This window comes from Undibacterium sp. CY21W (assembly GCF_014284265.1).
In the GTDB taxonomy this organism is placed as follows: Bacteria; Pseudomonadota; Gammaproteobacteria; order Burkholderiales; family Burkholderiaceae_D; genus Undibacterium; species Undibacterium aquatile.
This window is the reverse complement of the sequence record NZ_JACOGE010000001.1, coordinates 214,962-227,600: the sequence shown is the minus strand read 5'-3', so window position 1 is coordinate 227,600 and position 12,639 is coordinate 214,962. Positions and strand designations below refer to the sequence as shown.

The 12,639-nt window shown below is 53.5% G+C and carries 8 protein-coding genes; 5 read left to right on the top strand and 3 right to left on the bottom strand.

From position 1 onward, the window contains the following. Nucleotides 1-49: 49 nt before the first annotated feature. Both H8K29_RS00960 and H8K29_RS00955 read right to left on the bottom strand, forming a co-directional pair. Nucleotides 50-472 carry an ANTAR domain-containing response regulator gene (locus tag H8K29_RS00960; RefSeq protein ID WP_186896038.1) on the bottom strand — a complete coding sequence of 141 codons (423 nt, stop codon included), beginning with the start codon at nt 470-472 and terminating at the stop codon, nt 50-52. A 151-nt stretch (nt 473-623) separates the two neighbouring features. Further along, complete coding sequence (locus tag H8K29_RS00955) at nt 624-3,125, bottom strand: prolyl oligopeptidase family serine peptidase (protein ID WP_255423213.1); 2,502 nt, start codon at nt 3,123-3,125, stop codon at nt 624-626. Nucleotides 3,126-3,469: 344 nt separating this feature from the next. Between H8K29_RS00955 and H8K29_RS00950 the strand changes: the two genes are divergently transcribed. Next, a complete protein-coding gene (locus H8K29_RS00950; protein WP_222611382.1) occupies nt 3,470-4,999 on the top strand; it encodes a peptide MFS transporter in 1,530 nt (509 codons plus the stop codon). A 570-nt stretch (nt 5,000-5,569) separates the two neighbouring features. Here the strand turns inward: H8K29_RS00950 and H8K29_RS00945 are convergent. Further along, nucleotides 5,570-6,376, bottom strand: coding sequence for a serine protease (locus H8K29_RS00945; RefSeq protein WP_186896037.1), 807 nt, complete (start codon nt 6,374-6,376; stop codon nt 5,570-5,572). A 323-nt stretch (nt 6,377-6,699) separates the two neighbouring features. Between H8K29_RS00945 and H8K29_RS00940 the strand changes: the two genes are divergently transcribed. The 4 genes from H8K29_RS00940 (at nt 6,700) to H8K29_RS00925 (ending at nt 12,037) form a co-directional block, all read left to right on the top strand. Beyond that, on the top strand, nt 6,700-7,854 hold the full coding sequence (locus tag H8K29_RS00940) for an MBL fold metallo-hydrolase (protein WP_186896036.1): 1,155 nt from the start codon (nt 6,700-6,702) through the stop codon (nt 7,852-7,854). Continuing rightward, complete coding sequence (locus tag H8K29_RS00935) at nt 7,854-10,109, top strand: ThiF family adenylyltransferase (RefSeq protein ID WP_186896035.1); 2,256 nt, start codon at nt 7,854-7,856, stop codon at nt 10,107-10,109. The genes H8K29_RS00940 and H8K29_RS00935 overlap by 1 nt, the downstream gene beginning before the upstream one ends. A 63-nt stretch (nt 10,110-10,172) precedes the next feature. Then, complete coding sequence (locus H8K29_RS00930) at nt 10,173-11,234, top strand: ComEC/Rec2 family competence protein (RefSeq protein ID WP_186896034.1); 1,062 nt, start codon at nt 10,173-10,175, stop codon at nt 11,232-11,234. After that, complete coding sequence (locus H8K29_RS00925; protein ID WP_222611400.1) at nt 11,234-12,037, top strand: hypothetical protein; 804 nt, start codon at nt 11,234-11,236, stop codon at nt 12,035-12,037. The genes H8K29_RS00930 and H8K29_RS00925 overlap by 1 nt, the downstream gene beginning before the upstream one ends. Nucleotides 12,038-12,639 lie beyond the last annotated feature (602 nt).

Genomic DNA, 12,639 nt, shown 5'->3' with positions numbered 1-12,639 from the left:
GAATGCAGATCAGGGCGGATAAAACAGGTGTCGTACCGGATGAAACGATTCAGGCGGATTCAGCGCCACCGTTGCTGGCGGCTTCTGCATTCGCACGCTGTTGTTTGGCGATGCGCAGGATGGTGTTGCGGATGGAAGTCAGAACCGCGACGGAGTTGAAAGGTTTAACGATAAAACCATGCACACCGCGCTGCTGCGCATCCTGAATCAACCCGGCGTTAATTCCGGAAGACACCAGAAACAGCAGCGACTTCGGCAGTTCAGTGCGTAGCTGGGTGATGATGGCCCATCCAGCTTCATTTGTTTCGCCAAGATCGATGCAAACAATTTGCGGTCTGAGCCGGATCACGCGTGCAAGGCTGGCTGGCGCGAGGTTCGCGTCAGCAATCACTTCATGGCCGCCGTTATTGAGTACGGAAGTCAGTAAATTGCGGGCAATCGCATTCGCGTCCAGAATAACGGCTTTGAGCATAGAAAACCTGACAAGATAAAAGCAATTTGCATCTTAATGCAAAACTTTAATGTAAAACATTAAGTAAGAGGAAAAAGGCGGAAAAAGCCACATCCGGCGATGCGGGTGCCGTGTAATCCAGGCATCGTCAGGCACCCTCATTGGCAGATATTCAGTCCTTCTCTCCGGCTTCGCCTTTCGCATTTTTTACATAGGTTTCCAGCCAGCGATCCTGTTCCCACAACATGTGCAGCACAGATTCCCGCGCGCGGTAGCTGTGACTCTCATTCGGCAACATCACCAGACGCGTGACCGCGCCCAGACCTTGCAACGCCTGATACATGCGTTCACTTTGGATAGGGAAAGTGCCGGGGTTGTTGTCTTGTTCACCGTGAATAAAGAGTATCGGGTCTTTGATCTGATTGGCGAAATTAAACGGTGACATTTCCTGATACGTCTTGCGCGCCTGCCAGAAATTGCGCTCTTCTGACTGAAAACCAAACGGCGTCAGGGTGCGATTGTAGGCACCGGAACGGGCAATACCGGCGCGGAACAAACGCGTGTGCGTCAGCAGATTCGCCGTCATGAACGCGCCATAGCTATGACCACCTATCGCGATGCGGTTGCGGTCTGCAACACCGAGTCGCACGACTTCATCGATCGCGGCTTCGGCACTCATTTTCAGTTGTTCAAGGTAAGTGTCATTCGGCTCTTTCTTGCCTTCACCGATAATCGGCATGGTGGGGCCATCCAGCACGGTGTAACCACGCGCCAGCATGACTTGCGGGCCGTTATAGGAAATCCGGTTGAATTTATACGGCGAACCATTCACCTGACCTGCCGCCTCGGCCGTTTTAAATTCACGCGGATACGCCCACATAATCATGGGGCGCGGACCATCGCGTTTCGGGTCATAGCCTGGCGGTAAATACAGGGTTGCGGTCAGATCAACGCCATCTTCGCGTTCATAGCGCAGTTGCTGCTTTTTAACTCCTTTGAATTGTGGCAAAGGATGCGGAAACTGGGTCAGCGCCCGTGCGGCCTCGTTGTGTGCCAGATCGCGGACAAAATAATTAGGACGTTCCTCGTTCGATTCGCGGCTGGTGACGATACTGGTACCTTTATCGTTCAACAAACCAAGCACTTCTTCGTAATACGGCGCCTGCGAACGGAACATGCGCACCGCTTGCTTGCTGGTCAGATCAAACCGATCCAGAAACGGGCGATCACCGTCCGGGCTGGCACCATTGCCGGTCATGAAAATCGACTTGCCATCCGGAGCCACGCGCAGCACCGCGCGGCCGTACTGATTTTGCGTCATCACTGGCTGCCCCGGATGGGCATACTGGTCTTCTGATTTACGGGCAAACAAGAGTTCTGGTTTGCTGTCGGCGACGCCGGGACGAATACGCCAAATGCGGGTGTCACGGGTTTTCCACCAGCTTTCTGTCACCAGCGCCAACCCGTCATTGCCCCATTGAACATTATTGAAGCGCCACGCCAGATCCATCAGTTTTTGTGGCGGCGCATCAAACGGTGCTGCCTGTTGCATCAAAACATCATGTACTTTGACGGGCGCTTCAGGATCGCCACCGGCCTGTGCCTCTAACCAATACAAGGTGGCGGGTTTATCGTTGCGCCAGGCAAAGTCACGCGGCCCGGCCTGTACCGCGTCATTCCCGGTGGGCAAGCGCTCACGCATAGGACGTTCTGCGATGGTTTTCACTTTCTTGCCATTCTCATCCCACAATTCGATCAGTTGCGGAAAACGATCCACGGGCAGCATCGTTGAATAAGGGCGGCGTAATTGTGTGGTCAGAATCAGATTGCCATCAGGTGATGCCTGCGCTTTGGTCAGTGTCATGACCGGGCCGATGCGACGCACGTCGCCGCTGAGGTTAACAAATGCCAGTTGCGTCTGTAACTGCCAATCCAGCATATCAGCGTCCGCTGCTGTTTTCAGCATGTCCGGATAAGTGCGGTTTTGCGTCAGCTTGCCGCCTTTGCTTTCCAGCATATTTGGCCCCAGCGGCTTTTGCGTGAGGTTCGGTGCGGGTTTCGGACGTGCGGGCAACAAACGCACCAGCAATTGCTCAGAACCATTGCTCCAGGCGAATCCGGCACTGGCGACGGCATTTAACTTTTCGTCCATCAGCCTTTGCGCATGGGCTTTCTTCACGTCCAGCAACCACAGTTCCACGCCATCATCGGTCCAGCGACTGAAGGCCAGCCATTTTTCATCCGGCGACCACAGTGTTTCAGCAATCCGCGGCTTCGCTGGCAAACCACTGACTTCGCGGATTTTTCCGCTTGTCACGTCCAGCAAGCTCAGGCTGTTACCAAAATCAAAATGACTGGCAGCATGAGTACGTGGATTAATACGCAAACCGGCCAGTTTGAGTTCTGGCTGCGCGACTTCGGCAATACTCGGCAAACCCGGCAAGCTGACCAGCAATGCAGTTTTACGCTGCGGCCCAAGTTTAAACACCGGCCCACGCGGTGCATCGACGATTGCCTGCAATTCTGCCGGCGGCAAACGATAACTGCCTTCTGCGGTAGCGGCAGGAGGCACTGCGCTTGAGGTGGCAAGTGCCGGGATGTGGATGCCAGACAACAGTGTCACAGCACCTGCAATGATCACCGTGGAAGGAAGTCGGGAAGAAAAAAACATCATTCGTATATTCACTATGTTAAAAAGCCGCACCAAAACGAGCGGCATCGCCTGCATTTTTATGAGAAATGTGCATCAGGATCGCACAAAATGGCGTGCTGGCAAACCCGCCATTCTCAGAACGACGTCCCGGATGTCTCCCGGATGGTGTCGCAAAGGCTTATCCACACTCATTCGCCTACGGTGGCACAACATTTGCTGCGACGCACAATATGTCTTTCTATATGAGTTTTTCATCGTGGTAAGCTACGCGCCGAATTGATTCAATTCAAATCATTCTTGCCTCAGGCTTGAAAATTTATTTGCTGGCGAATCATCATCCAATTAAACCAACAACGGAGAGCAATTTGAACAAAATTCAAAATCCAGGGGTGAACACTATCCTGGGACACCCCGATAGCTTATTTGTTTTGTTTTTCACAGAAATGTGGGAACGATTTTCTTATTATGGCATGCGCGCATTGCTGGTCTTGTTTCTGGTCACAGAAACAGCCAAAGGCGGCTGGGGCTGGACCCGCGCAGACGCCACCAATCTGTACGGCTGGTACACCGGTCTGGTGTATCTGACACCGATACTCGGCGGCTATATCGCGGATAAATTCCTCGGCAGCCGTCGCTCGGTTGTTCTGGGTGGTTTCATCATCGCTGCCGGTCATGCATCACTGCTGTTTGATACACCAACGATGTTCTACGTCGGTCTGTCACTGGTCGTTGCCGGTACAGGTTTGTTTAAACCGAATATTTCCGCAATCGTCGGTCAGCTTTACACCAAAGATAATGAAAGCGGTCGTGACGGTGGCTACACCCTGTTTTACATGGGTGTGAACGCCGGTGCATTTTTCGGAATTTCACTGTGCGGCTATATTGGTGAAAAAATCTCCTGGCCACTCGGCTTTGGTCTGGCTGGCGCCTTCATGATTCTCGGTGCGATTCAGTTTTACTTCGGTCAGGGTATTTTCGGTGAGATCGGTTTGCCAAAAGCGCAGCGATCTGCGACCGTCGCACCGGTAGAAGAGGCTGCACCACATATCGTCGCTGATCGCCTGAAAGCAATTTGCGTATTTTCTTTCTTCACGATTTTCTTCTGGTTCGCCTTTGAGCAAGCTGGCGGTTCAATGACAATTTTTGCAGCAGACTACACTGACCGCACACTGGTCGGTACCAGCGGCTTTGCGTTCAAAATCATTAATTCCCTGATGACAGTCATACCAACGGCGATCTTGTCGTGGTTGCTGATCAAACTGTTTATCGGTACCGCAAAGCGCTATTTGTTGTCGAATCTGTTGCTGGTCTTGTGTATTGGTCTGATCTGGGCACTCGTGATCTGGATGCTCAGTCGTGAATTCTCTATGGAAAACTCCAGCGTACCTGCCACTTGGTTCAATGTTCTGAACTCTTTTTTCCTGGTGATTCTGGCACCGATGTTTACCAAAATGTGGGATAAATACTGGAACCCCAGCGGCCCGATCAAATTTGGCACTGGTCTGATTTTGCTGGGTCTGGGTTTTGCTGCCTTGTCTTATGGCGCATCCAGCATTCCTGCCGGCGCGAAAACCGCTTCCGTCAGCATGATTTTCCTGATCGCCGCTTACTTTTTCCACACGATGGGCGAGTTGTGTATTTCACCGGTCGGCTTGTCGTACATCAGTAAGCTCGCGCCGCCACGACTGCTGGGTCTGATGTTTGGCGTCTGGTTCCTGAACACGGCGATTGCGAACAAAATTGCCGGCTCTACTGGCAGCTATATCGACCGTATCTCAGAAACCTATTCCTTATCCACGTTCTTCCTGATCTTCACTATCATTCCTATCGGTGCAGGTCTGGTGTTGATGACGCTGAATAAATGGATGGAAAAGAAAATGCACGGTATTCACTAAGAGTATCCGACCCAACGCCATTTTGCCCCTGTTGCACCTGAATCCACCTATCTATCCTACCTACTTTGATAAGTCACATCAGTGAGAATGCAACTTTCTTCTAAACTGTGAGATTCGAGGAGCGCATCTGATTTTCAGCTACTTATGCGTTCCATTCGGTAGAAAACCTGACAGCTCAGCCGACGTGGTTGGCGGAAGTTTCTTGAGGAAATTTTGAACAGGCTGTGGAAGAGGATTGGGAGTAACAATTTTCGGCCCAGATTCAAGTCGGGCTGCGCAGCTCTGGTGGGGTTCCGGATCCGATGGCATTGACGCAAGGCTTGCAATCGCTTTTGGAAAAAAAAGGATCACTTTTTTCCCGGATGTAATTCCTGAACTGGTCGCCATCCTTCGCAAGACGGAGACGCATTCTATTTTCTGGAACTACCTGAACAAGGGAACTCATTAGGAATGACCGAACCGAGGAATTTGGTACGCCCATGGCGAAGGATATACTTAATTTGATCGTGGGAATCGAGACTGATGGAAAGGCTCCGTTTGCGACAACGGGCCTTGCTCTGAACTAGTTGACTAGGTTTCCTCATGATTTCTGACGTACTCTCGGGCCCCTTTTAAAAAATCTTGGATAACGTCTGAGGTCATAAAAATCGTCTGAGTCTCAACGGCGCATGTTGATCCCGTTCCCAAATTTGCCATCTGCAATGTAGCCATCTTACATGCATCTGCTTTTGAGTCTGCCACACTCACAGAGTCAAACTGCATTCGACTCACAATACCGGCAAAGCAGTTAGATTTTGTATCGTATACGGGGCTTCCTGATACTCCGTGACTCAGAAGTGCGGTCGTTGATTGAGACAACGTTTTTCCTTTATGCCAAACAGCACCAACCGGTGAGGCATAAGTGGAGTAAATGCGATGATTAGGCGCAGTCACATATAATTCCGCCCCTATCGCCTCCAAATCGCTACAAATTTGTGGAGATGCTACAGAAGCCAGCGATGCAGGAACCAATGTTGGATCAATTTTTAGCAGTATAAGATCATTGTTTGGTGGATTTCCATGAAATACCACTGTGGCCTTCATTCTGTTCCCATCCGAGATAACAAAGATCGGATCAGACGGTGACTTCGCATTTAAAAAGATGTGCGTAGCACTGAGCACCTCACCATTCCCTAGCCATATACCGCCACCTGAGGATGTTGATCCTTCGGACACAATCTCAACTCCGACTGAGCGAGATATAGCCATGAAAACTCCTTGAGGTCCCGATTCTGTTTTATTTACTTCATTTGCAAAATTCGACGGCTGGTGATTTGCGGTACAACCAGCAAGTATAAGTATTGCAGTCAATGCTGGTTTTTTAGCAAAATTTTTCATCTCATTTTCAATACATTGAGTTTGGTTTATAGGTTCAAAAAAACCATAATTTACAAAATGCCTTACAACTGACGATTGATCAACGGGGGCTGTGCTTACCCACACCTCCCCAGCCTGTCGCAGTCCGCCCCACTAAAAACACAGCTGCAGTGTTTTAAAAAATCTCTCTCTGGATATCTGTTGTTTTATACAGTAGAATTATCAAATAAACTAAATGTAATGTCTTTACCAGCTCATATGCACTACATATAGTACCAATTAGCACTCTCTGTGGCCAAGTGCTAATTCACAAGATCGGCCACTGGTTTTGGGAGGATTCAATCGTGCCAGACAAACACCAAGTCATCTTCTATCCAGTCGGAAACGGCGACACGACGCAAATCGTCCTGTCCGGCGGCCGGCGTGTTCTGTTCGATTTCTGCCACCGCAACAAGGCCGAAGATTCGAGCACTCCGGAGATTGATCTCAAGGCAACCCTGAAGGCCGACCTGAAGAAAGCCAATCGCGACGACTTTGATGTCGTCGCCTTTACCCATGCGGACTTGGACCACATACAGGGCAGTACCGAATTTTTCGAACTACAGCATGCCAAGAAGTACCAAGGCGAAGGACGTATCAAGATTCGCGAGCTATGGGTTCCTGCTGCCATGCTGCTTGAAACTGCTGACAACGATCATCAGATGGAAGAATTCGTTCTGCTCCGGCAAGAAGCGCGGTACCGTTTGCTGGAAGGCAAAGACATTCTGGTGTTCTCAAAGCCACAAGCACTGACTGACTGGCTCGAACCGCGCCTGAAAGAACGCGGCGAGTCTGCCTCTGCTCGCGATCACCTGTTCATCGATGCAGGCCAGATCGTACCCGGTTTTTCTTTGGGGGCGGACAAGGTTGAGTTCTTCTGCCATTCTCCTTTCATCAAGCACTGCGACGAAGGCGACATCATCCGCAACGAGGCGTCGCTGGTTTTCAATGTGCGCTTTCGTGCTGATGGTGCATACTACGATTACCTCGAAGTTGGCGATGCCACTTGGGAGAGCATAGAGGACATCGTCAAGACGACGCGGTACCACAAAAACGAGGACAGGCTGGCATGGGATCTGTACAACATCCCGCACCACTGCAGCTATCTCGCGCTGAGCGACGAAAAAGGTGAAAAGGAAACCGAACCCAAGCCACTGATCAAAGACCTTCTGCTCATGGGCAAGCAGGATGCGTACATCGTCAGTTGCAGCAAGCCAATCCCCGACACCAAGGACTCCTACGACCAAACGCAGCCTCCCCACATCCAGGCCCGCAAAACCTATGAGCGTTATCTGAAGCAAGTTGGTGGCCGCAAGTTCCTCGTCACGATGGAAGAGCCGAACGCCAACAAGCCGGAACCCATTATGTTCGAAATCACGAGCGGCGGTGTCAGCTGGATTCGTTCCGCCTCCATCGGAGCGCCGGCCGTCATCCTGTCTTCACCTCCGCGGGCTGGTTGATGGACGGCGAGTATCACGAATTGGTCAATGTCGTCGAGATCGCGGACGCGACGGCTCTGACAATTCCGCGCGCTCGGCAGATTCATGATGTCATCGCGCGACAGCGCGATTTCACGATCGTGCAGCTCTTGAAGTGCAGCAAAGACGAAACGCCGAGGCTCGAATGCTTGGTCGTCGATGTCGAGTGCGACGGCGTGCCTCCGAAGAACACCGTAGGCATTCAGTACCGGGAACGCCTGGCACTGTGCATTTTGGATGATCCCAAGCTACTCGTCGAGGTACTGGCGCTGCGCAAGGATTTTCCAGTTCTGATGCACCAGAACCAGGGCGTCCCAGGCACTGCCGCTAGCCTTTGTCTGTACTTCGAGCACGTATCGGCCGTGATGCGTACCTGGACGCCTCAGAATTTTCTGCGGCGAATCCAGTGGTGGCTCGAAAAAAGCGCACGGTGTGAACTACACCCCGCAGATCAGCCAGTCGAGCATCTGTTCTTCGCGACCCAATACGAATTGGTGCTGCCATGGAATCTGCCGGCGTTGCGCAACAGTGCCGAGTACCGCTTTGTCATCGCGCGAGGCCCCGAGCGCCCCAATCGAAGCTTCACATGTTTCCTGGAAGCCGTCCCCAAGGATGCCGCTGTAAAAATCGGCACGACGGCACCCATTGAGTTGGTGCTGCCGCCGATTGTGCATGGTTTTGTGGAGCGCGACCCCGCTACCTTGGGGCAATTGGCCGACATTCTCTCCAGACGCGGCATCGAACTATTGCCCACCTTGCGAGCCACTCTACAGGCACGCGTGAGCGACAGCGGAGTCGCTGCATCAGCCGATGACAAATCCACGGTCGTCTTGCTCCACATCCCCCTCTGCCGCGTCGAAGGTGAAGAGCCAGTCAGCATGACACATCGCGCGTTTGTGCTGCTGACGAGTGGGCTGGAGCTCGGCGTTGCCACCGGTGCGTTGTTCATCCATGACAAAAAGTACTTCAGCGCAGCCGGACTGATGGGTGTGCAGCCGGTCACCGACTGGCGTGCGCAACCTCTGCTGCCAATGGCTGTGTTACACAGGAACGATGCTATTGCGGCGAGGAAGCAGTCTGGCATCGCAGACGAAGGCCCCATCGGCGTGCTGATCGGTGCAGGCTCGCTCGGCAGCGCAATGCTCAACCTTTGGGGGCGCGCCGGCTGGGGGTGCTGGACCGTCGTCGACAAGGACCATATCAAGCCGCACAACCTGTCGCGACATACGGCCTTTTCGCAGCATATTGGCTACCCCAAGGCCTCCGTCGTGGCGGACTTGCATGCGGCGACGATGGATGGGGCCACCGAGGTCACCCCGCTGGACGCGGATGCCAGCGACTTCAGTCCAGGTGCAGTCGCCGATGCACTATCAGGTGCGAAGCTGGTGGTCGATGCCTCAACGACCTTGGAATATCCTCGGGCCGTCAGCGCGGTCGATCACTTCGCCAGGCACTTTTCGACCTTCGTCACGCCGACCGGCAACGCGGCGGTGTTGCTCGCGGAGGACTCTCAACGGCTCATTCGCCTACGCACCCTTGAGGCACAGTACTACCGCGCCTTAATTCAGGAGGGCTGGGGAAGCAATCACCTCGCGGGCAATGCCGGGGCGTTCTGGAGCGGCGCAAGTTGCCGGGATATTTCGATGGTTCTGCCCTATTCGCGGATCATGGGGCAGGCCAGCACTCTTGCCGAGCAGATCCCCGTGGCAGCAGCCCAGGACGGCGCGATGATCCGGATATGGCAGCGTGATCCGGTTCGCGGCGCGGTGGAGGTCCACGATGTGCCAGTGACCACGGAACGCCACATGCAGCTTGGTGAGTTCACCCTGTTCATTGACACAGGTGTGGAACAGCAGCTTAGGGACATGCGCACGAAGGGCTTTCCGAACGAGACCGGCGGCGTGCTGCTCGGATACTACGACTTCAACATCGGCGCCGTCGTCGTGGTCGCAGGCCTGCCGCCGCCCCCTGACAGCAAATCCAGCCAAGGTTCGTTCGAGCGCGGCATTGCAGGTCTAGCGGAGGCGGTCGCTGAAGCTTCCCGTCGCACTGCGGGTATCGTCGGCTACATAGGTGAATGGCATAGCCATCCGCCAGGATGTTCTGCTTCACCCAGCCGCGACGACCTTGTGCAACTGGCTCATCTGGCTCTGGGCATGGCCGACGATGGACTCCCCGCCGTTCAACTCATCGTCGGGGAAAACGACCTGCAAATCTTGCAGGGTGCAGTGAAGTAACTCCTGGCGCGAGGAAAAACGGCATGCCATTGGAAATAATTTTGCAGATATCGAGGAGCAGAGATGAACTTTGAGGTCGATTTTTTGCCAGTGGGCGAAGGGTCCGGAGACGCAATCGTCATCCGGTATGGTGACGAGAACCCTGGTTACTACCTTCATGTTGTTGATGGTGGTCGCACCGACACCGCCGAAACCATCATCAATCACATCAACAAGTTCTATTCCGGCTACCACATCAATCACATGGTACTGTCGCACGCTGACGACGATCACGCGACCGGACTTGTCGGCGTAATGGAAAAGATGGAGGTCAAGCATCTGTGGATGAACAGGCCATGGCTTTACGCATCAGAAATTCTTGAACACTTCCACGGCAACTTCACGCTACAAGGCCTGATCGACGACATCAAAGAACGGCATCAATATCTGGTGGAACTTGAGCGACTTGCCAACGAGAAGGGCACCGTCATCCACGAGGCCTTTCAAGGCTCCAAGATCGGGGAGTTCACCGTCCTTGCGCCGACCAGGGAACGGTACATCAATTCGATCCCCGATTTTGGGAAGACGCCGACGAGGTACACGACAGAAGCTGCGCAAGATAAACGGACAGGGATCATTCGTTCGGTGGTCGAAGCTGCGAAAAAGTGGCTCGAAGAAAAGTGGGATGTGGAAACTCTTGCTGAGAACGCTGTGACGTCAGCCTCGAATGAAAGCTGCGTGGTGCAGTATGGTTTACTTAACGGTAAAGGCGTTCTGCTAACGGCTGACGTTGGACCTATCGGGCTAGCGGAAGCGGCAGACTACGGCGCTCAGCTCGGATTGGTCAGACCGGAATTTGTGCAAGTGCCCCACCATGGAAGCAGGCACAACGTTACGCCCAGCGTCTTGGACGCTTGGCTTGGACCCAAGCAGCCACAAGAAACCAAGATTGGTACAGCGTTCTGCTCGGTCGGTTCAAATAAGGACGACTACCCGAGGGGGCAAGTGAAGAACGCATTTATGCGCAGAGGCTTCCTCGTTTACTGCACCCGTACCAAGTGGATTTCGCACTACAGCGGTCCAGGCCACCCAAACGCGGTCGCGATTACGGCGGAAGCGTTTGCCAACGAGGTGGAGGGGCTGTGATGGACGTGTTCAAGCTGCTCGATGCCTACTCTTTGCGTGCCAGGCTATTCCCGGCGATCATCGCGGCGGCCCCCGCCCTTGCTGCGCTGGCGCTTCTGATTTCATGGAAGTCGTTCGGGCTTTCAAATCTGGTAGCAACGCTCGGGCTACTTGTGCTCCTGTTCGCCATCGCAGACCTTTCACGCTCTCGTGGCAAGGCAATCGAAGGCAAGCTCTACGCCGAGCACGGAGGCATGCCTTCGATCTCCATGTTCCGCAGGAACGACACGACCCTCGATGCTGGTTCCAAAGATCGATATCGAGAATTTCTCGCAGGGAAGCTGGGCGTCGCCGTACCCACCGTCCACGAAGAGAACACGGATCACGGCGCAGCAGACGCCTTCTATGGGCAGTGCGGCAACTGGCTTCGACAGAATACTCGTGACACCAAGAAATTTTCCATCTTGTTCAGTGAAAACGTCACGTACGGTTTTCGCCGGAATCTGCTCGGGGTCAAGATGTTGGCGCTATGCCTGAACGTCATCATTGTTGTGCTATGCGCGTTCATCTTATGGCGCACGTCGTGGGCTATCGTCACACCGATGGGAAACAAGATAACGGTAGTCTTGGTCGTTGCGGCGGCCCATGCCGCTTACATGCTTCTGGCGGTAAGTCACACCGCTGTGTGGGATGCTGCAAAGGCGTATGGGCGGGAGCTAATTCTCAGCACCGAGGCATTCCTGACGCCAGCGAAGCCAGCGCGAAAGACAGCTTCACGCAAAGCCGCTTCTGCGGCAACAACAATCACGCCGCCAGGGCCTTAACACGAATACGCATTTCCCATACCAGTTGGCTTTTCAGCTCAAAAAATCTGGCGACGGTTGGTCATTACCTTAGCGTGGTTCACGCCAATCAATACCGATCATCGCAATCTGCGAGAAGCCAAGCTAACCTTGGTACTGGAAGTGGTAACTGGTCTGCCCAACTTTTGAGGCTTGATCGCCAAGATGGCCCCAACTTCCGCAACGACATCGCGCACGGTTTGGCGACGTCAGCTGACTGCAACACGCTGGTCGGGCTGTACACATGGTGGTTCATTTTCCGGCTTGTGTTTTTTCAATGGCATCTGGCCAGCCAGCCAACGGACCGCCCCGAGTTAGACGCCGGTACCTCTTTTGCCCCCAAAGCGCCGACGGCGGAATAGGAGTGGCGGCCGGCGCACCACGGTGGTTATCCTGCTGACGAAGTTTTGGCTTTGACTTCCGATACTGCTGAGCGCAAAATGCGCCATAGCACTCAACCATATCGAGTGCTAGTAACGGACGCCCAAAGGCAATGCCCTTGGGTGAAAAATGGCGTGTGAAATATCACTTTGCGATTGGGGAATTGCAGTGTGTGGGTTTTTCACTGGGACGTCAATGCTGTT